The 20,503-nt window shown below is 37.4% G+C and carries 16 protein-coding genes, 2 pseudogenes and 1 riboswitch; of the genes and pseudogenes, 15 read left to right on the top strand and 3 right to left on the bottom strand.

Annotated features, from left to right (window positions below; genetic code table 11):
• The first annotated feature begins 35 nt into the window (after positions 1–35).
• The 3 genes from KVT27_RS20205 (at position 36) to KVT27_RS20195 (ending at position 3,403) form a co-directional block, all read left to right on the top strand.
• A complete protein-coding gene (locus KVT27_RS20205; RefSeq protein WP_217581826.1) occupies positions 36–1,202 on the top strand; it encodes an endonuclease Q family protein in 1,167 nt (388 codons plus the stop codon).
• Between the two features lie 102 nt (positions 1,203–1,304).
• Positions 1,305–2,927, top strand: a complete 1,623-nt coding sequence (locus KVT27_RS20200; protein ID WP_217581825.1) for an S-layer homology domain-containing protein — start codon at positions 1,305–1,307, stop codon at positions 2,925–2,927.
• A 107-nt stretch (positions 2,928–3,034) separates the two neighbouring features.
• Positions 3,035–3,403, top strand: coding sequence for an ion channel (locus tag KVT27_RS20195; protein WP_036120862.1), 369 nt, complete (start codon positions 3,035–3,037; stop codon positions 3,401–3,403).
• 48 nt (positions 3,404–3,451) lie between these two features.
• Here KVT27_RS20195 and KVT27_RS20190 read toward each other — a convergent pair whose 3' ends face one another.
• Together KVT27_RS20190 and KVT27_RS20185 are read right to left on the bottom strand one after the other, a co-directional pair.
• A complete protein-coding gene (locus KVT27_RS20190; protein WP_036120860.1) occupies positions 3,452–3,739 on the bottom strand; it encodes a DUF2653 family protein in 288 nt (95 codons plus the stop codon).
• Positions 3,727–4,191, bottom strand: a complete 465-nt coding sequence (locus KVT27_RS20185; protein ID WP_008176901.1) for a hypothetical protein — start codon at positions 4,189–4,191, stop codon at positions 3,727–3,729. Before KVT27_RS20185 ends, KVT27_RS20190 begins: the two co-directional genes overlap by 13 nt.
• A gap of 185 nt (positions 4,192–4,376) precedes the next feature.
• Between KVT27_RS20185 and KVT27_RS20180 the strand changes: the two genes are divergently transcribed.
• The 12 genes and pseudogenes from KVT27_RS20180 to KVT27_RS20135 all read left to right on the top strand — a co-directional run bounded on the left by KVT27_RS20180 (position 4,377) and on the right by KVT27_RS20135 (position 19,458).
• The gene (locus tag KVT27_RS20180; protein WP_217581824.1) at positions 4,377–5,393 is read left to right on the top strand and encodes a YdcF family protein; all 1,017 of its coding nucleotides are present in this window, start codon (positions 4,377–4,379) and stop codon (positions 5,391–5,393) included.
• Between the two features lie 71 nt (positions 5,394–5,464).
• Entirely contained in the window at positions 5,465–6,187 is a 723-nt protein-coding gene (locus KVT27_RS26770) for a tetratricopeptide repeat protein (protein ID WP_254636211.1), read from the top strand.
• 5 nt (positions 6,188–6,192) lie between these two features.
• Positions 6,193–6,750, top strand: coding sequence for a tetratricopeptide repeat protein (locus KVT27_RS26765; protein WP_254636210.1), 558 nt, complete (start codon positions 6,193–6,195; stop codon positions 6,748–6,750).
• 686 nt (positions 6,751–7,436) lie between these two features.
• Positions 7,437–7,898, top strand: a pseudogene (locus tag KVT27_RS27560) (protoglobin domain-containing protein); the annotation flags it as partial.
• 282 nt (positions 7,899–8,180) lie between these two features.
• A pseudogene (locus tag KVT27_RS27555) lies at positions 8,181–8,669 on the top strand (methyl-accepting chemotaxis protein); the annotation flags it as partial.
• Positions 8,670–8,859: 190 nt separating this feature from the next.
• Complete coding sequence (gene hemG, locus KVT27_RS20165; protein WP_036145747.1) at positions 8,860–10,254, top strand: protoporphyrinogen oxidase; 1,395 nt, start codon at positions 8,860–8,862, stop codon at positions 10,252–10,254.
• A gap of 102 nt (positions 10,255–10,356) precedes the next feature.
• Positions 10,357–10,456, top strand: a riboswitch (SAM riboswitch).
• A gap of 89 nt (positions 10,457–10,545) precedes the next feature.
• The gene (locus KVT27_RS20160) at positions 10,546–12,393 is read left to right on the top strand and encodes a bifunctional homocysteine S-methyltransferase/methylenetetrahydrofolate reductase (protein WP_036120845.1); all 1,848 of its coding nucleotides are present in this window, start codon (positions 10,546–10,548) and stop codon (positions 12,391–12,393) included.
• A complete protein-coding gene (gene metH / locus KVT27_RS20155; protein ID WP_036145742.1) occupies positions 12,386–15,817 on the top strand; it encodes a methionine synthase in 3,432 nt (1,143 codons plus the stop codon). Before KVT27_RS20160 ends, metH begins: the two co-directional genes overlap by 8 nt.
• Before the next feature lie 100 nt (positions 15,818–15,917).
• Positions 15,918–16,418, top strand: coding sequence for a GNAT family N-acetyltransferase (locus KVT27_RS20150; protein WP_217581823.1), 501 nt, complete (start codon positions 15,918–15,920; stop codon positions 16,416–16,418).
• A gap of 108 nt (positions 16,419–16,526) precedes the next feature.
• Complete coding sequence (desA, locus tag KVT27_RS20145; RefSeq protein WP_036120834.1) at positions 16,527–17,558, top strand: Delta(5) desaturase DesA; 1,032 nt, start codon at positions 16,527–16,529, stop codon at positions 17,556–17,558.
• Between the two features lie 123 nt (positions 17,559–17,681).
• Positions 17,682–18,830 (top strand): sensor histidine kinase, encoded by a 1,149-nt coding sequence (locus tag KVT27_RS20140; RefSeq protein ID WP_418903501.1) that lies wholly within the window; start codon positions 17,682–17,684, stop codon positions 18,828–18,830.
• Positions 18,831–18,846: 16 nt separating this feature from the next.
• Entirely contained in the window at positions 18,847–19,458 is a 612-nt protein-coding gene (locus KVT27_RS20135) for a response regulator transcription factor (protein WP_008173706.1), read from the top strand.
• Between the two features lie 44 nt (positions 19,459–19,502).
• Here KVT27_RS20135 and KVT27_RS20130 read toward each other — a convergent pair whose 3' ends face one another.
• Positions 19,503–20,477, bottom strand: coding sequence for a proline dehydrogenase family protein (locus KVT27_RS20130; protein ID WP_008173705.1), 975 nt, complete (start codon positions 20,475–20,477; stop codon positions 19,503–19,505).
• Positions 20,478–20,503: the final 26 nt, after the last annotated feature.

Here is a 20,503-nt window from a genome sequence, read left to right as displayed (position 1 = left end):
TTTCATTTTAAGTAGCGTTTAAGGAGTGAATGAACATGAAAGAGTTCTATGCTGATTTACATATTCATATTGGCCGCACAGCTAAAGGACGTGCTGTGAAAATTACTGGTAGTAAAACGTTGACATTAGCGCGCATATTAGAGACTGCTAGTGCAAGAAAAGGTCTGGACATCATTGGTATTATTGATTGTCATTCGCCTGAGGTTATAGAGGAAATGAAAGAGATGATTGACCAAGGTGAACTCGTTGAACTGGCAGAGGGTGGACTGCGCTTTCAAGAAACGACACTGATTCCAGGTTCAGAAATAGAAATCTATGATCAACATTGCCATGGTCCCATTCATGTGCTTGCTTATTTTCCTACATTATTGCTCATGGAGCAATTTTCAAATTGGATGTCTCAGCATATGAAAAATATTCATTTAAGCTCACAACGAATTTACTGTGATGGAAGAACATTGCAACAAAAAGTTCATGAGTTGGGAGGGCTATTTATTCCTGCTCATGTATTTACCCCCTTTAAAAGTTTATATGGCAAAGGTGTCCATCACAGTCTAACCGAAGTCTTTGATCCCCAGCTAATAGATGCAATTGAATTAGGGTTAAGCTCAGACACAAATATGGTACGTCATATTAAAGAGCTTCAAGCATATCCATTCGTGAGTAATTCTGACGCACATTCTCTTGGGAAACTCGCACGAGAGTATCAAAAATTACGCTTAGCAGACGCAAATTTTGTAGAATTACAAAGGGCTCTTCGTGAACAACAGGGACGAGTAATCATCGCCAATTATGGATTGAATCCATTACTTGGTAAATATCATCAAACAGTTTGTGGTAAGTGCGGAGAACAACTTAGTAACGAAGCTATAATTTGCTCGAACTGTGAAAGTACGCAAATCATAAAGGGTGTTGCTTCACGTATACAGGAATTATCAGAGGATTTTTCCCACGAAAAAAATAGACCACCGTATATCCATCAAGTACCGCTCGATTTTATTCCTGGTATTGGTCCAAAAATGATGGAACGATTATTGCATGCTTTTGGAACAGAGATGAATATTTTACATCGAGTAACCATTGAACAGCTTGAACAAATTGTGCCACAAAAAATGGCCAAATTAATAGAAGCTGCGAGAACAGGTCATTTAAATATTGAAGTTGGTGGTGGTGGAATTTATGGGAAGCTACACATTGAATAGCAAAAATGATATAAAAAGATTATTGGTTTTTTAACCTATTTTTAACTCCCTTCTAGTAAAATAGTTAAAACAATTACTATTTTTAGGTAGGGGAGAGAATGTATGAAATTTTCAAAGAAATTCCGTTTTTTAGCCACAAGCATGCTTGCATTACAGTTAACAATACCTGTCGCTGCGAATGCTGAAGAAACAGGAGATTACATAGCACCAAGTTGGGCTCCTCAGGCAGATTATGTAGCTCTAGGTGATTCAATCGCACATGGGATGAATGAGGTCGGTGCAATCGGATTAGGCTACACAGATTTTGTTGCACAAGCTTTACAAAAAGAGGGCCTCATTACTTCTTATAATAAGGGCTTTGCGATGTCAGGCTATACAACAAAAGATGTGTTAGCAGATATTCAAAATGATGTTGCCAAAACAGTGACAGGTTTTGGCTATCCGATGGAACAGGTTAAATTAAAAGCATCTATTAAAGAGGCAGAGATTATCACGTTAACTGTTGGCGCTAATGACTTACTGCCAATATTAAAAGAATCACAGACAGCCGGAATTGATACACTAGCCATCATAAAGGCTACAAAAGAGGCTGTAACCAATATTGCAGCAATTTTAACTGAAATAAAAAAATTAAATCCACAAGCAGAAATTTATGTGATGGGCTATTACAATTCGTTTCCATATTATAGTGAGAGCTTACAAAACCAATTTAAACTACTATTGGCTACAATGAATACAACCATTAAAACGACAGTTGAAAAGGCTGGAGCGTTTTTTGTACCTACATCTGATGTTGTAGCAAAGGATGTTCCAAGCTATCTTCCAAATCCAGAAAATATTCATTTAAGTGAAGCTGGTTATTTTGCAGTAGCAAATGAGGCATTTTTACCAATCATAAAAACTAGTACATTATGGGATGTAACGAAAGCTATTCAAGTCTATGTAAAAGATCGTAAAACGGTGGATGTAAATTGGCAAGAAGCGACGGATAATGTTGGTGTAGAAAAATACAAAGTATATGTAAATGACAAATTAACTTCAACAGTACCTGCTGATACAACCGAGACGACACTTACAGATTTGACTGAGCATACAGCCTACACAATTACAGTAAAAGCAATGGATGCTGCTGGTAATGAAAGTGTTCAAAATCCAACAGCGACTTTCACTACAGGAGAAACAATTCGTTTTACAGATACAGCAAATCATTGGGCAAAAGATTATATACAGCAAGCAGCAGAAGCAGGGATGATGGATGGCTATCCAGATGGCACATTTAAACCTAATCAAAATGTGACACGCGCACAAGTAGCCTCTATACTAGTGAGAAGTTTGGGAATAACAACGCGGGAAAAGGCGCCATTTACAGATATCGCTAATTATGATGCGAAAACACAATCGGAAATTGCGGCAGCGTATGCACATGGCATTATTAAGGGAGCCGATGGGAAGTTTAACCCTGCAAAACCTGTAACACGCGCTGAATTAGCTGTGATGATTGAGCGTGCCTATGAGCAACAATTTAAACAGCCTTATATTGTCCAAGGAAGTGCCCCATTTACAGATATTGCATCCTATAATGCAGAGACAAAGCATGCCATTACGATGTTATTTGAGCTAGGGATTGTGTCGGGAGATGGACAGAAGTACTCACCGGCAGCTTCAACTACAAGAGGGCAGGCAGCTAAAATGATGGTGAATCTGAATCAATTATTCAGTCAATAAAAAATAAAGGTAGAGGTGAAATAACATCTCTACCTTTTGACGTTATGTCTATAAACAAAGTATAGTCTTACTAGACTGAATATAGTAAAAAAGAGAGGGAAGTGAGGATGTTTTCATTTATTTTATCTGCCAAAAGATTAGTTAAAGGATTGTGGCGTTCATTTAAACGACCACAGTTTCTATCATTATTTACGACACTATTCCTCATCATTCTATCGGGTACTTTGTTTTACAAGGGGACAGAGGGTTGGTATTGGCTAGATGCTATGTATTTTGCTGTAGTCAGCTTGATTCCAACAGGCGTAGAAACGGGGCTATACCCAACAACCTCGTTCTCCAAGATTTTTACAATGATCTATCTGATTGTAGGTACAGGTGTAATGTTTATTATGTTGCTCTCGCTTGGCCGCTCTATTGTAGACTTTTCTTTAAATGAGGAGGAAGCGGTTGCGGTTAAGAAACGTTTGAAAAAGTAAAATAGCCGTACAATGAATCTGGTGAAAGATTCATTGTACGGCTATATTTTATGAAAGCTTTGCTATAATGCCTTCTTCATCGTCTAAAACAAGTTCAATACCTGTTGAAAAAGGATCACCATGTAGAACATCTTTTATCCAAACACGCAAGGCACCAATCATGGCTCCAGTATTGAGTATTTCGATTTGACTATTTACTTCAACCTCCGCACCGAAGCCTGTGTCATCATCGTATGTCAATTCGACGATAACATCCTCTGGGCGAATGCTCTTATAATACGCTTGGGATAAACAAATAGCGTTAATAATATCTTGCTCGTTAATTATTTGTGCCATTGGGCTTCCTCTTTGCGTTTTTTATCTTTAAACATATTCATAATTTTTACGACTAGCATCACAATAACGGCAATTGCAGCTACGTTAATGAGCAAACCTAAAATATTTCCTAGTAACCCCATACCGCTAAATAAGCTACCGAATAATAAACCTGCAAGTCCCCCAAGCATTAATCCTTTCATAAGGCCACCTGAGAAGAAACCACCTTTTTTAGTTGTATCAGCTTTATTTGTTGAGTTTGTGTTGTTTTTATTTGTTGTGGCATTTTTTTGATCTTTAGAAGTGTCCTGTGACTTCTGGATATTTGAGCTATTGTTATTGTTTGAGAAGCCTTTTTTACCGGATTTATAGGATTTAGCCTCTGCTGTTGGTGTATCAGAGATGAATAATGTTGCACCAACTGTGGAAAATATTAGTGTCGCTGCAAATAGAGCGGCAAGAATTTTTTTCATTACTTACATTCCTCCAATATAATTTTTGGTTTGGTCATAAACTAGTTCTTATATAGTAATATTACATGAACTTTATTAAAAAATAAAACCAATACCTTCTAGAAATGAGCAATATCAAAAAATTTGAACAAATAGTGACAGATGAAGTATTTGTGAAAATTATACAATAGAAAGGGGGTGAAACGATGCTAGTCACATTAATAACCTTCATCTCCATTTTTATATTGCTGTATCTGACAGAAAAAAGGCGTTTCCTCAACGCGGTAGCTCTGGGTTTAATAGGTGTATATATAATCAGAGCGTTCATTATACACTATCCTTTATTACTGCCAAATGATCAGGGAATCGTTTCAGAAATGGGGATTTTTATTATGCTAGGAAGCTTTCCTAGTATCATGTTTATTTTATCTATAGCCATGTTTTTCAATAGTAAGGTTTTGTTAGAGAAGGAAGGACGTAAAGTAAGGAATTTAATGTTAGCTATTTTGGGGCTAAGTTTTGTTATTATGATGATATGGTATGTATTCGTCATTTTTATTCAGATTGAAAATGTGCTTTGGCATATTCTTTTCTTCTATGCGTTTTTAATTTTTGGCTATACAATGTTTTTATACACAAGTGTCCTAGCATATGCTGTATTGTATCATTTCACACCTATTCGCTATGAACCAAATTATATAATAGCGCTAGGATCAGGGGTAATTGGCGATAGAGTTCCGCCACTTTTAGCAAGTCGCTTAAATGAAGCGGTAAAGCAATACAAAAAGTACGGGGAAAGACCGTTTATCATTGTCTCAGGTGGTCAAGGGACTGATGAAAAAGTATCAGAGGCCAGGGCTATGAAAACATATTTATTAGATGTCCATGATATTCCTGCGAATAAAATTCTAATGGAAGATCAGTCGACCAATACAGAAGAAAATATGATTTTTACGAAAAACATAATGGATCAACATGCTCAAGGCGAAAAATACCGTTCCATATTTGTAACAAATAATTTTCACGTATTTCGCGCAAGTCTCTATGCAAAAAAAGCAAAACTAGATGCAGAAGGGGTTGGCTCAAAAACAGCCTTCTACTATGTTCCTAATGCATTTACAAGAGAATTTATAGGCTTATTAGAAATGAATAAGTGGGCCCATATTACAGTTTTTTTAATCATTACGCTATTTATAGGCTTACTGTTGCGAGCATATGTGTAACCAAAATTCAACTGTCTTCCATATAATAGTGGCAAGGCAGTTTTTTACATAATGTGCAAGGGAGGAAAACAATGTACGAGCAAATTTTAGCTAAGCGCAATAAGGAACGCATTCATTCCCTACAAGAAATCATACAAACGAAAAATACATGGTTTGCTCAACATATAAAATTACTAACATTCACTGAAGTTAACTTAACAGCCTTGCAAAAAATACTGTATCAAATAGTGCGAGGGTTATTAAAAGATCAGCAACAGCGACATTTGCAAATTGTCCATTCAGATCAAACTCAATCTGTGCAGGACAATGTATTAACGCTGTTAGCAGAGTATGATGATGTGTTGCGTGATGCTATTCCACAACCAATCTATATACTCATTTGGCAAATTTCATCCCTCGAAAGATTAACAAGCAGAATAGAAGTGGTTGATGATGTACTTGATGTTGTTGAATGGTATTTCTGCCATCAGGATAATCAAGTCAAGATTTTAGATGAAGAAGACTTAGATCATGAGGTAATGATTGATTTATATAAAGAGGCGGTTGAGGATCAGGACACGGATGCACAATATCAGCTAGGGGAGTATTACAATGCTAAGGAAGGGGATTGTTTTCAGCCTGAAAAATCATTAAAATGGTTCGAATTAGCTGCTGCCCAAGGAAATGTAGATGCGCAATATGTGCTAGGGAATTTTTATTTTGAGGGAGTCGGTGTTGAGGAGAATTACACTCAGCTTTTTCTTTATATGAAAAGGCTGCTTTACAAGGGCATGCCGATGCTGCCAATAATTTAGCGGATATGTACTTTAATGGAGAGGGTGTGTCGCAGGATTTTACTCTAGCAAGAAAATGGTTTGATTTTGCAGCTAGTAAAAATGTGGCGGAGGCTATGTTTACGCTAGGAATCATGTATGAGCAAGGATTAGGAGTCAAAAAAGATACGAATGCAGCTTTTAATGCGTATAAAAAGTCTGCCGAAACAGGATATGTAGAAGCGCAGTATCGTCTAGGTGGTATTTATCTAGAGGGGCGTCTTGATCAAGTAAAAGATATGAATCGAGGTTTATTTTGGTATGAAAGAGCAGCAGAGCAATTTCATATCGATGCCTTTTATGATTTAGGTTTTATTTGGAGTAAAGGCTTAACAGGCATTCGAAATATTGAAAAGGGCATTCATTGGTTTAAACAGGCTGCTCTGCAAGGGGATGCAGATGCGAAGCTACAGCTTGGTCATATATATAATAAAGGTGAGGGAGTCGCCAGAAATCTGAAGGAGGCTATTAAGTGGTATTCACTTGCTGCAGATGCTGGCATAGAAGAAGCCGCAAAATTAGTAGAGGAACTTAAGGAATTGTAAATTTTATATTAAAATTTCATGGTTCATTAAGATTATTTATATGGTCTAACATAATAATCCTTTTGTATTGCATGAGGGTTTATTTATGAGTATTTATAATTATTTAGAATAAGGGTATAAAATATTAATATAGTGAAATTTAATGATGATCGATTGAAAAATAGAAAAAAGATAAAAAAAATAAGCATAATCAAACAAACAAATGAAACAAAAGGCTACCAATAATATTGTGGTAGCTTTTTTTTGTTGAAATTCAGACAATGTAGCAGTAAGGACTTTATATACATATTATGTAAAAATATGGTATAAATAAAATTGACAGTATTTTTTAAAATGTTTAAGGTAAATGAGTAATTTTGAAATGAATCATACATAAATAAATCGACTATAGTCAATGTATAGAGAAAATCTGTTAGTTGAGCACAATTCACCTTTTATTCATGATAGAACAATGTGTGGCTGCTTTTGGAGGAAGCAGTGTGACAAATGAAATAGCTGAAGCAAATGGGATCATCGTATATGGTCAGCCTATGAATCGGTATTTTTTGTTGTATCAATCAATATGCTAAAAGGTATTTGTTGTTTCTCAGCCTGTTAAAGTAAACGGAACGAAAGAGGGAAGATAAGTGATTTTTCAAAAACAGAGTAAGACGAAGGCGTTGGATTTACAGCAATATACGGTGAAAATGGAGCTGTCTAATCGCCAATTAATGGTGAAGCAAATTGAAATGCTGAATGTAACGAAGCAAGACTTACAATATTTAAAAGCATTCCAACCGTATGTTATGGACAATGTTGATCACATCGTAAACCGTTTTTACAATATGATCGGTACCGAACAACATTTGGTAAATATTATTAGTCATCATAGTTCTGTAGAAAAGCTTAAAATAACGTTACGGCAGCATATTATTGAAATGTTTAACGGAACGATTGATGAGGAATTTTACCAAAGGCGTGTGAAAATTGCAAAGGTGCACGTACATATTGGGCTTAGAACACAATGGTATATTTGCGCGTTCCAAGATTTATCTCTCTCATTTATAGACTTGGTTGAACAGCATATCGATCATCCACGAGATCAGTTTAATACAATAAGGGCCATATCTAAAATTTGTAATTTCGAGCAGCAACTTGTTTTAGAGGCATATGAAAATACAGTTGAACAGCATAAAGAAAACATGGAACTAGAAAAAGAAGCAATTGAACGGCAAATTGTACAATCCTCTGAATTGCTTGCGACCATTTCACAGGAAACTAATAATTCGTTTTGCAGACTAAGTGAGCAGTCTGGGGAAATTGAACAATTGGCAAAGAGATCGCTAGAAGTGTCTACTCTCGCTGAAAACCAAGCACTGGATGGACGTGAATGTTTAAAGAAACAATCACTAAATATGCATAATATTATTCAGTCTCTTCATGATATAGAAGAAAATATTGAACAATTATCTGATATGTCGAAGGAAATGGAAACAATTATGAGTGTCGTAACCAATATTGCCAATCAGACCAATTTGTTGGCCTTAAATGCCGCTATTGAAGCGGCCCGTGCCGGAGAAGCAGGGAAGGGATTTAGTGTAGTAGCTGATGAAGTACGTAAATTATCCATTCAAACAAAGGAATCTGTCACCGCTGTTGCATTATTGTTGCAAAAAACGAGTGAACGCACCGGGAAATTAGAGCAATCTCTCATTCATATCCAAGAAGAAGTGGCATCTGGTGAGGATAATATGTTACACACGGAAGGTCAATTTACAAATATAGTAGGGGCAATGACAGAAGCAAAAGATCAAAATGATTGCATGGCGACGAAAATACAAGCAATCGCAGGTATATTAAGTGGGCTGGGTAGTTCTTTTACTGAAGTAACGAACTCAGCAGAAAAATTAGCTAGCTTTGCCCAAAATTTAAAAAGCTAGATCACTAGTAACCATATTAAACACTATAGTACTCATTATAATGTGTGTTTAGTAAGCATAATTTTTGGAGCTAGAGCTATCTCATAGTTGAGGTAGCTCTATTTTTGCTAAATTTGTAAAGGGTTTAACGTAATTTTCAATGAAAATAAGTTTATACTGTAGACAGAACTAAAAATAGGGGCGGTTTACTATGAAAACAGTTGTTGTATTAGGTGGCGGCATTACTGGTTTATGCACAATGCATTATCTACAACGCCAAGTGAAGGAAAAAAAATTAGATGTTCAGCTAGTGCTCGTAGAAAAAAATACATATTTAGGTGGCAAACTATATTCAGCCTATGAACAAGGTTTTATTATGGAAACTGGTGCTGACTCTATCGTAGCTCGCCATAAAGGTGTAATGGAGCTAGTGCAGGAGCTAGACTTTGAAGATCATCTCGTTTACAACGAAACAGGTGTATCCTATATTTATACAAATAACGAGTTGCACGCCATTCCAGCGGATTCTACTTTCGGTATACCTATGAGTGTGGCATCACTTGAGGAAAGCACTCTTATCTCAGATCTGGCCAAACAAGAAGCTTTAAAAGATTTAACTTTACCCAATGCAGGTTTTACAAAAGAAAGCTCGATAGGGGAATTTTTAACTTATTATCTTGGCGAAGAGCTTGTGGAAAATCAAATTGCACCTGTTTTAGCAGGTGTCTATTCTGGTGATTTACACCAACTTTCTATTGCTTCTACTTTACCGTATTTAATTGACTATAAAAATGACTATGGAAGTATCATAAAAGGTTTTGATGCGAATCGTGAGCAATTTGTTAAAGCTGCTAATAAAAAATTTATTTCATTTCAAAATGGGTTATCCTCTTTAATTGAGCGATTAGAACAGACATTAACAGAGGTAGATATCATTAAAGGGGTAGCCACAAATCATGTCCAAAAAATGGGGAACCAATATTCGATTACATTAGCAAATGGTCAAAACATTGAGGCAGAATATGTTGTTCTAGCGCTACCGAATGAAGCGGTTCAAAGTATATTACAGGATGACTCCTTAACACATTATTTTGATCAGTTTACTACAGCATCAGCCATTACTATTTATCTAGGCTTTGATGTGCCTGATGCAAACTTACCAGCGGATGGAACAGGCTATATTGTATCCCATAATTCTGATGTCACTTGTAATGCAGCGACTTGGACGAGTCGCAAGTGGAAGCATACATCGAAAAACAATCAACTACTTGTTCGCCTATTCTATAAGAGTATTAATCCGGCGTATGAGCAGTTACGTAAAATGACTGACGACGAATTGGCAGCCATCGCTTTAGAAGATGTTCGGAAAAGCCTAGGAATAGATGAAAAGCCAACCGTTGTGAATGTCACAAAGTGGATTGATCAAATGCCTAAATATGACTTAGCTCACCGGGAAGCGCTGCAAGGCTTACTATTAGAGCTGAATGAAAACTATCCAAATTTATCGATTGCGGGTTGCTCTTATTTTGGAGTAGGTATTGGTGCTTGCATTCAAAATGGGAAAAAAATTGGTGAAGAGCTTGCAGAAGAACTATCCAATTTCTAAGTTTTTAAACGAAAAATTTCTTTGTTATGTGAAATAGTCTTGACTCATTCGTCTGTAAACGATATGATTCTTTTAATTATTTAAAAAATTCATACTTAATAATTCTTATCAAGAGAAGCAGAGGGACTGGCCCATTGAAGCTTCAGCAACCAACTTTTTGTCAGGTGCTAAATCCAGAAGACCGTTGAGTCGAAGATGAGAAGGAACAATAATGATGAGTCGTTAAAGCCTTCTTTTTATATAAAAGAAGGCTTTTTATTATACAGAAATAGAGGAAGAGAGGCTAGTTTTATGGGATTGCTTGAAAGGTTACAAACGCATGTATTGACGGCAGACGGTGCAATAGGCACAGTGTTGTATGGCTATGGATTGGAGTATTGTCATGAGGAAATGAATGTTCAGAGACCTGAATTAATTGAAAAGATTCATAGAGAATATATCGCAGCGGGTGCTGATATTATTCAAACGAATACGTACGGTGCCAATGCCATTAAATTAGCTCGCTATGGATTAGAATCAAGTGTTCAACAATTTAATGAAGCAGCTATTACTATTGCTAAGCGAGCAGCAGCGGATGGCGGTCAATTTGTTTTAGGAACGATTGGTGGTATTCGTGGCATTCGTAAAAGCGATGCAACATTAGATGACATATTAGCGACCGTTGATGAGCAGGCAAGTGTGTTACTTGCAGGAAATCCTGATGGTCTTTTACTCGAAACTTATTATGATTTTGAAGAATTAACAGCGACATTAAACATGCTACGCGCCAAAACTAATATACCGATAATTGCTCAAGTATCTATGCATGAGCCTGGTGTTTTACAAAATGGTATGTCTTTAAATAATGCGCTACATGAATTAGAGACTCTTGGTGCAGATATTGTTGGTGTCAATTGCCGTCTTGGTCCATATCATACGATTCAAGCGTTTGAGGGAGTAGAACTTCCGGAAAAGGCATTTATGTCAGCCTATCCAAATGCTTCGCTATTAGATTTAGAGGACGGGCGTGTTGTTTATGAGTCGGAGGCTGATTATTTTGGTCGCGCTGCTGTTGAGCTGCGTGATCAGGGTGTTCGTTTAATTGGGGGCTGTTGTGGTACGACACCAAAGCATATTGCAGCCGCAAAGAAGTATTTAGAAGAGCTATCACCAGTTAGTGAAAAGCATGCGAAGCCTGCAAAGATTGAGATTGTTCGTGATGCTGAGCCAGCTAAATTTGAACCACTTCATGAAAAGGTAAAGCGTGAACGCTCGGTCATTGTAGAGTTGGATACACCTAGACACTTAGAAATAGATGGGTTTCTTGAAGGGGCCAAGCAACTATATGAGGCAGGTGCCGATGTAGTTATGATGGCAGACAATTCATTGGCATCCCCACGTATTAGTAATATTGCAATGGGGGCGTTATTGAAAAGCTCTAATGGCGTACGCCCCCTTACACATATTACCTGTCGAGATCGTAATTTAATTGGTCTGCAATCACATTTAATGGGGTTAAATGCCTTAGGAATTCATGATGTGCTAGCTGTTACAGGTGACCCAACCAAGGTTGGAGATTTTCCTGGTGCCACTAGCGTCTATGATGTCTCCTCGATGGAGCTGATCCAATTAATTAAACAATTAAATGAAGGGGTTTCTTTCTCAGGGAAACCATTACGGAAAAAGGCTAACTTCTCTGTGGCTGCTGCATTTAACCCAAATGTTCGTGTATTAGATCGTGCTGTGGCACGCTTAGAAAAAAAGATGGAGCATGGGGCAGACTATTTCATTTCACAGCCTGTTTATACAAAGGAAAAAATTATAGAAATATATGAAGCAACGAAGCATTTACAAGCACCGATTTATATTGGCATTATGCCCGTTACGAGTTATAAAAGTGCAGAGTTTTTACATCATGAGGTGCCAGGCATAAAATTATCTGAAGATGCTTTATCAAGGATGAAAGCATGTGGTGAAGATAAGGAACGCGCCACACTTGAGGGGATTGCAATTGCCAAGGAATTAGTAGAGGTGGCTGCGCAATATTTCAATGGCATTTACCTTATTACACCATTTTTACGCTACGATGTGACATTAGAATTAATGAAATATATAGAGCAATTGGATGAACAGAAAAAAGGGGTAAGTATAAATGGCTAAGCACTTGATTGAAGAACAACTTGATAAACGAATATTAATTCTCGATGGCGCAATGGGAACCATGCTGCAAAATGAAAACTTATCAGCCGATGATTTTGGTGGGGAGGACCTAGATGGCTGTAATGAAAATCTAGTGCTTACTAGACCTGATGTCATCGAGAAAATTCATCATAAGTACTTAGAGGCAGGGGCAGATATTATTTGTACAAATACATTTGGGGGAACACCTCTTGTATTAAATGAATATAATCTAGGTGCAAAAGCGGAAGAAATTAATAAACGTGCAGTCGAAATTGCTCGTCAAGCAGTTGACAATTACACGACTTCCGATTGGCCCCGCTTTGTTGCAGGCGCAATGGGCCCTACAACGAAGACGTTGTCAGTAACAGGCGGTATTACATTTGATGAATTAGAAGAAAATTTCTTTGTGCAGGCAAAGGCATTGATTGAAGCTGGGGCAGATGTGCTATTGCTAGAGACAAGTCAGGATATGTTAAATGTGAAAGCAGGTACCCTTGGGGTAACTCGTGCTTTCGAGGTAACCGGTAAAGAATTACCTGTGATGATTTCTGGAACAATTGAGCCTATGGGGACTACTCTTGCAGGGCAAACCATTGATGCCTTTTATATTTCCATCGAGCATATTCAACCATTATCGGTAGGCTTAAACTGTGCGACGGGACCTGAATTTATGACGGATCATATTCGCTCATTAGCAGAGCTGTCAACGGGGTATATTAGCTGTTATCCGAATGCAGGCTTACCTGATGAAGAAGGATGTTATCATGAGTCTCCAGAATCTTTATCGCAAAAATTAAAAGGATTTGCAGAAAAGGGTTGGCTCAATATTGTAGGTGGATGCTGTGGTACAACTCCAGCACATATTGCGGCTATACGTGAAATTTTAAAAGATGAAAAGCCTCGTCAGCTACCAGAAAAAACGCATGGTCACGCAGTATCAGGTATCGAGCCACTTTTATACGATGATTCTATGCGTCCGTTATTTATTGGGGAAAGAACAAATGTTATTGGTTCTCGTAAATTCAAAAACCTAATTATTGATGGTAAATTTGAGGAAGCAGCTGAGATTGCAAGGGCGCAAGTGAAAAATGGCGCACATGTCATAGATATTTGCTTGGCGAACCCAGATCGTGATGAATTAGCAGATATCCGTGGCTTTATGCAGGAGGTTGTGAAAAAAGTTAAGGTTCCACTTGTTATTGATTCCACAGACGAAAAGGTTATTGAAGAGGCCCTCAAGTTTTCGCAAGGGAAGGCCATCATTAACTCTATAAACCTAGAAGATGGCGAAGAACGGTTTGATGCCGTATTGCCATTAGTGAAAAAGTACGGTGCCTCGTTAGTTGTGGGAACAATCGATGAAACAGGGATGGCAGTCGATCGTCATCGGAAGCTTGAAATTGCTGAACGTTCCTATCAATTACTAACAGAAAAATGGGGAATGCAACCTGAAGATATCATTTTTGACCCATTAATGTTCCCAGTAGGAACGGGAGATGAGCAATATATTGGCTCAGCACTTGAAACAATTGAAGGAATTCGTCTCATTAAAGAAAAAATGCCCCGTACATTAACGGTGCTTGGAGTTAGTAATATTTCGTTTGGCTTACCACCGGTTGGACGCGAGGTTCTCAATGCTGTATATCTTTATCATTGTACACAGGCTGGTTTAGATTATGCCATCGTCAATACTGAAAAGCTAGAACGGTATGCATCGATTCCAGAAGCGGAAATTAAACTAGCCAATGACTTGTTATTTAATACTAATGATGAAACATTAGCAGTATTTACTGATTTTTATCGTGATAAAAAGAAGGAAAAAACTGAAGCAGATATTCCAAAAACTGTAGAAGGTCGCTTAGCCTACTATATATTGGAGGGGACCAAAGAAGGACTTATTGCTGATTTAGAGGCTGCCCGAGAACTATTTGAGTCACCTCTTGATATTATAAATGGACCTTTAATGAATGGGATGGCTGAGGTTGGTCGTTTATTTAATGATAACCAATTGATCGTAGCAGAGGTTTTACAATCTGCTGGAGTGATGAAGGCTGCTGTTGCTCATTTAGAGCAATATATGGAGAAGAACGAGGAGAGTGCAGGCAAGGGGAAAATGGTGCTTGCTACTGTAAAAGGTGATGTGCACGATATTGGAAAAAACCTTGTTGATATTATTTTAAGTAACAATGGCTATAAGGTTGTAGACTTAGGTATTAAGGTGACGCCTGCTCAATTAATAGAAGCTATTCGCAAGGAAAAGCCAGATTTCATTGGGTTATCAGGTCTATTAGTTAAATCAGCACAGCAAATGGTCACTACTGCCCAAGATTTCAAAGAGGCAGGAATTGATGTACCAATTTTAGTAGGTGGAGCTGCGCTTTCCCGACGTTTTACAGAAACAAAAATTGCTGATGAATATGGTGGTCCTGTTATATACGCAAAGGATGCGATGCAGGGATTAGAGCAGGCCAATTTATTAATGGGTGAGGGGACACGTGAAAATTTCTTAGCAGAAATAGCGGAATCTCGCCAAAAACGTTTAGAGGCAGATGAAAAACGAGCAGCTCGTCCTGTCAAAGAGATTACAATAAAACCTGCTCGTACAGTAAAGGAAGCACCCGTATTTTTACCGGCTGATTTGCGTCGTCATGTAAAGAAAGAATATGCTGTTTCACATTTATATCCATATGTGAATATGCGGACATTGCTTGGGCACCATCTGGGGTTAAAAGGGCAAGTTCAACCATTACTAGATGCTGGCGATCCAAGAGCAACTGAGCTTAAAGATTTAGTGGATGATTATTTAAAAAGTGATCTATTAAAGCCTTCAGGTTTATATCAATTCTTCCCTGCCCAAGCAGATGGAGATGATGTAATTATTTATGATCCAGCAGATAACAAAACAGAAATTGAACGTTTTACTTTCCCGCGTCAGCAGGTCGAACCTTTTTTATGCCTGGCTGATTTCTTAAGAACGGTAGAAAGTGGAGAAATGGATTATGTTGCACTTATGGTAGTGACAGCAGGGCAAGGAGTTATGGCAAAAGCTCGGCAACTAAAAGAAGATGGTAAATTCCTTGAAAGTCATGCCTTACAGTCGACGGCATTAGAATTAGCAGAGGGCTTTGCCGAACGTATGCATCAAGAAATTCGCGATCAATGGGGTTTCCCAGACGTGACAGACTTTACGATGCGCGATCGTTTTGCGGCTAAGTATCAGGGACAACGTTTTTCATTTGGTTATCCAGCATGCCCAAACTTAGAAGATCAAGAAAAATTGTTTGGTTTACTAAAGCCTGAGGATATTGGCGTTCATTTAACGGAAGGCTTTATGATGGAGCCAGAAGCATCTGTATCGGCGATTGTTTTTGCTCATCCTGATGCTCGATACTTCAATGTATAAGGCGTAAAATAGGAGGATATAGATAGTGGATGGATTGCCTATCTATATCTTCTTTTCTTGCTATTGAAGGGGAGGATATTTTCGGAAGGACGTGAGGAAAATGATTCGATTGATGGAAGAAAAAGATATACCTGAGGTGTTAGAAATTTATAACGATATTATTTTAACGAGCAAAGCAGTCTATCGATATGAAATTCAATCGTTAGATGAAAAAAAGAAATGGTTTAGCGACCAGCAAGCATTAGGAAATCCGTTGTTTGTATATGAAGATAATGGGATGGTCGCTGGCTTTGCAACTTATAGTCAATTCCGTCCTTATCTGGGTTATAAATATACAATGGAGCACTCCGTTTATGTACATAAGGACCACTATCAAAAAGGTATTGCAACGAATCTTATGCTTAAGCTAATAGAGAAAGCGAAGGAACAAGGGGTAAAGACATTGGTTGCTGGTATAGATGGAGAAAATATTGGTAGTATTAAAGCACATGAGAAACTAGGCTTTGAATATGCAGGAACCATTAAAAATGCAGGCTATAAATTTGAACAATGGTTAGATCTTGTGTTCTACCAACTGCAGCTGATTGGACCCAATTCATAAAAGGATATGACAAATGTCATATCCTTTTTGTGATGTTTGCGTCTGTTGCTGACTTATACTCTTGTTTTATGATGAGGTCATAAGGAAAAGGAAACGAGGGAGTAAAAGATGGCAACAATTAAAGAAAAAACAAAAAAATTACGCCAAGATGTAGCGCCTTTTGCTAAATCAGATATGCGTAAAAGTGTTTTTCAAATGATCAATACCATTGTACCGTTAATTGCTTTGTGGGTGGCAGGTTACTTGTTAGTGGATGTTTCACCTTGGCTAACAGCTGGTTTAAGCGTTATTTCAGCTGGTTTTGTCGTAAGAACTTTTATTATCTTTCATGATTGTACGCACGGGTCATTTTTCAAAAGTAAAAAGGCAAACGACTGGGTTGGATTTTTTACTGGAGTGTTAACGTCATTCCCATATGAAAAATGGAAGCGTGAGCATACAATTCACCATGCAACAAGCTCAAACTTAGACAAGCGTGGTATCGGTGATATTGATATGATGACTGTGGAAGAATATATGCAAGCCTCAAAGGGTCAACGATTATGGTATCGCTTCTATCGTAATCCATTTGTAATGTTTGGTTTAGGACCTTTATATATGGTACTTGTTTTAAATCGTTTTAATCGTAAGGATGCAAAGAAAAAGGAACGTACCAACACAATGCTAACGAATATTGTCATTGTCGGAGTTTGTGCCGCTTTAATCTTCTTTATGGGCTGGCAAGCATTTTTATTAGTCCAAGGTGTGACACTATTTATTGCAGGTGCTTTAGGAATTTGGTTATTTTATATTCAGCACACATATGAAGATTCTTATTTTGAACATGATTCAGAGTGGGATTATGTGAAAGCAGCAGTAGAAGGTAGCTCATATTACAAATTGCCGAAAATTTTACAATGGGTTACTGGGAATATCGGTTTCCATCATGTCCATCACTTGGCTCCTCGTGTACCTAACTATAATCTTGAAAAGGCTCATAATGAAACGCCGCCATTACACACGGCGACAACGATTACTTTACGAACTAGTTTAGAATCATTGCGTTATAAGCTATATGATGAAGAGCAAAGTAAATTTGTAACGTTTAAAGAAGTCGAATTAATTATAAAACGGAAAGCAAAAGGCAGTATTGCCGCTTAGTTAAAACAGCCATCTCAATTAGAGAGATGGCTGTTTTAAATATAGCCGAGAAAATAAGCATGTATGGGCAAAAAAATAATTTTCTTGTTATAATAAGGGAAAAGTAGGAAAGAGCGTGAGATTATGTTGAGAAAATGGCATAGTATTATTCCGAATAGTCCTATGCTCAGTATATATTTATGGATTATTTTTTGCTTTCTACCGTTTTTCTTCATTTTTAGAAAATCATCTTATATAGAAATCTCTATAGGCATTACGTTTCTAATGCTATATTTTATTTTCTATCGATTTTCCATGAATTCGAAAAGCGGACTAGTATATATGTGGATCAGCTTTGAAATGGTTATTAATATTGTCATGACGATTTTATATGGTTATGTTTATCTTTCCATTTTTACAGCATTTTTTATTGGAAATATACGAAGACCAGTTGGTTTCTATATTATGTACGGTCTACATATTGGCTTTACAGTCATATCTACAGGTGCCGGCTTTTTTGTTGAGCTTCACTTATTTTTATCACAATTACCTTTTGTCGTGTTAACTATTTTAGCTGTTGTTCTACTACCGCTAACGATCTATTCCAAAAACAAACGCGAGAACTTAGAAGGGCAGTTAGAAACGGCCAATGAGCGTATTGCAGAGTTAATTGTTTTTGAAGAACGACAACGTATTGCACGTGATTTACATGATACACTGGGGCAAAAATTGTCTATGATCGGTTTGAAAAGTGATTTAGCATCAAGGTTGATTGAGCGTGATCCACAGCAAGCTTTAGTTGAAATAAAGGATATACGCCAAACTGCCAGTATCGCCTTAAAAGAGGTTCGTGAATTAGTTTCAGACATGCGTACAGCAAAATTTGAAGATGAGCTTATGCGTATTTCTCAAATATTAAAGGCAGCAGAAATGGAGTTTGTCTTTGAAGGCGATAAAAATGCCTTGCAAGTGCCACCGCTTGTAGAAAATGTTTTGTCTATGTGCTTAAAAGAGGCTGTTAATAATGTTGTGAAACATAGTGGTGCGACAAAATGCGAAATAGCTTTCCATCAAAATTTTAAAGAAGTTTACTTAGTAGTTCGTGATAATGGACAAGGCATTACGAAAAAACAAGCATGGAAAACTGGGAACGGATTAAAAGGAATGCGTGAGCGATTAGAGTTTATCAACGGTTCCTTCAAAATTGAAAGTGTGGACGGCACGACGTTATCAGTAACCATTCCAGTGGCTATTACGCATCAAAGTGTGAAAGAAAATCTGAAGAACATATAGAAAAGAGGCTTGTGACATGATACGAATTGTGATTGCTGAAGATCAGGGGATGCTATTAGGCGCTCTTCGCTCTTTACTTAGTATGGAGGAGGATATGGAGGTCGTTGGCTTAGCAAAAAATGGTGAGGAAGCATTGATGCTTGTTAAAGAGCACCAGCCTGATATTTGTGTTATGGATATTGAAATGCCAGTTAAAACTGGCCTTGATGCAGCAGAAGAAATGCATGGCTCTGGCTTGGATTGTAAAGTCATTATTTTAACTACATTTGCTAGACCAGGTTATTTCGAGCGTGCTAGAAAAGCTAGTGTAAGGGGATATTTATTAAAGGATAGCCCTATTGAGGAATTAGTTTCTGCCATCCGGACTATTATGGATGGTAAACGAATTTATGCCCCTGAGCTCGTTGATTTTGTGTATGAGGATGATAGTGAAAATCCATTAACTGAGCGAGAAAGTCAGGTGCTGACTCTTGTGGCAGAGGGCAAAACAACGAAGGAAATTGCCGCAGAACTATTTTTATCTGCTGGAACTGTTCGTAATTATATTTCAACGATTTTAGAAAAATTAAACGTAGGCAATCGTATTGAAGCCATTGCACGCTTTAAAGAAAAAGGATGGAATAAATAAGAAAAGAACCTTATCGCATGGTAGCGGCAAGGTTCTTTTCTGTTTTACTTATTGCGTTTTGTCAAGCGTCCAAGAACGAATGCACCTGCAGCTACAGCAAGAACTGTATTCGTCTTTTTCGTAAACACTTGTTTTGTGACAAGGTTAAGGTTTTGAGGACGTTCAGCTAGACGACGCATAAAGTAACCGTACCAATCTTCCCCGAATGGAACGTACACACAGAAGTTATAGCCTTCTTTAGCTAGCTCTTTTTGCATATCTGTACGGAATCCATAAAGCATTTGGAATTCGAATTTATCAAGTGGAATATTATGATCAGCTACAAAGCGTTTAACGTGAGCAATAATATTATGGTCATGTGTAGCAATGGACGTAAATTTACCATGTAGTAAATGATATTCAATTAACTCAATAAAGTTTAAATCGATATCCAATTTATCTTGATAAGCAACCTCAACAGGCTCTTTATAAGCTCCTTTTACGATACGTAAACGGTAGTCCTTGAATTTTTCGATATCGTCTTTGGCACGGTAAAAGTAAGATTGAATGACAGTTCCAACATTATTAAATGTTTTAGACAACTCTTCTACCATATCAAAAGATGTTTGAAGACGCCCAAAGTCCTCCATGTCGAAGTTAACAAATATATCATAAGCAGCCGCTTTTTCAACAATTTCATACAGATTGTCATAGCAGAAATCTACATCAATATCTAAGCCTAATTGAGAAGGCTTTAATGAAATATGTGCTTTTACATCATTTTCATGAATAGCTTCTACCACAGAGAGAATTTTATCTTTTGCAGCAGTTGCTTCTTCTTTACTTGAAACAAATTCACCAAGGTTATCTACTGTACATGAGATATTATGTGCATTCAGTTCTTTGATGCTTGCAATTGTTTCTTCAATATTTGTACCAGCTACTACACTTTGTGCTCCTAATTTTAGGCCATATTTCTTTGCAGCACTATTCAATAGTTGGTTTTCGGAAAGCTGGATGAAAAAATCGCGTAATAACATGGTCATTCTCCTAACTGCATTTTCTT

Origin of the sequence: Lysinibacillus sp. GbtcB16 (assembly GCF_019091145.1) — a bacterium.
GTDB lineage: Bacteria > Bacillota > Bacilli > Bacillales_A > Planococcaceae > Lysinibacillus > Lysinibacillus fusiformis.
Note: the sequence above shows the minus strand (reverse complement) of the source record. Positions and strands in the feature narration are given on the sequence as shown.

Excerpts from the sequence above, each read along its gene's own strand:
- KVT27_RS20205 (WP_217581826.1), top strand. The coding sequence starts at position 36 with ATGAAAGAGTTCTATGCTGATTTACATATTCATATTGGCCGCACAGCT.
- KVT27_RS20200 (WP_217581825.1), top strand. The coding sequence starts at position 1,305 with ATGAAATTTTCAAAGAAATTCCGTTTTTTAGCCACAAGCATGCTTGCA.
- KVT27_RS20195 (WP_036120862.1), top strand. The coding sequence starts at position 3,035 with ATGTTTTCATTTATTTTATCTGCCAAAAGATTAGTTAAAGGATTGTGG.
- KVT27_RS20190 (WP_036120860.1), bottom strand. The coding sequence starts at position 3,739 with ATGGCACAAATAATTAACGAGCAAGATATTATTAACGCTATTTGTTTA.
- KVT27_RS20185 (WP_008176901.1), bottom strand. The coding sequence starts at position 4,191 with ATGAAAAAAATTCTTGCCGCTCTATTTGCAGCGACACTAATATTTTCC.
- KVT27_RS20180 (WP_217581824.1), top strand. The coding sequence starts at position 4,377 with ATGCTAGTCACATTAATAACCTTCATCTCCATTTTTATATTGCTGTAT.
- KVT27_RS26770 (WP_254636211.1), top strand. The coding sequence starts at position 5,465 with ATGTACGAGCAAATTTTAGCTAAGCGCAATAAGGAACGCATTCATTCC.
- KVT27_RS26765 (WP_254636210.1), top strand. The coding sequence starts at position 6,193 with ATGTACTTTAATGGAGAGGGTGTGTCGCAGGATTTTACTCTAGCAAGA.
- hemG (WP_036145747.1), top strand. The coding sequence starts at position 8,860 with ATGAAAACAGTTGTTGTATTAGGTGGCGGCATTACTGGTTTATGCACA.
- KVT27_RS20160 (WP_036120845.1), top strand. The coding sequence starts at position 10,546 with ATGGGATTGCTTGAAAGGTTACAAACGCATGTATTGACGGCAGACGGT.
- metH (WP_036145742.1), top strand. The coding sequence starts at position 12,386 with ATGGCTAAGCACTTGATTGAAGAACAACTTGATAAACGAATATTAATT.
- KVT27_RS20150 (WP_217581823.1), top strand. The coding sequence starts at position 15,918 with ATGATTCGATTGATGGAAGAAAAAGATATACCTGAGGTGTTAGAAATT.
- desA (WP_036120834.1), top strand. The coding sequence starts at position 16,527 with ATGGCAACAATTAAAGAAAAAACAAAAAAATTACGCCAAGATGTAGCG.
- KVT27_RS20140 (WP_418903501.1), top strand. The coding sequence starts at position 17,682 with ATGTTGAGAAAATGGCATAGTATTATTCCGAATAGTCCTATGCTCAGT.
- KVT27_RS20135 (WP_008173706.1), top strand. The coding sequence starts at position 18,847 with ATGATACGAATTGTGATTGCTGAAGATCAGGGGATGCTATTAGGCGCT.
- KVT27_RS20130 (WP_008173705.1), bottom strand. The coding sequence starts at position 20,477 with ATGTTATTACGCGATTTTTTCATCCAGCTTTCCGAAAACCAACTATTG.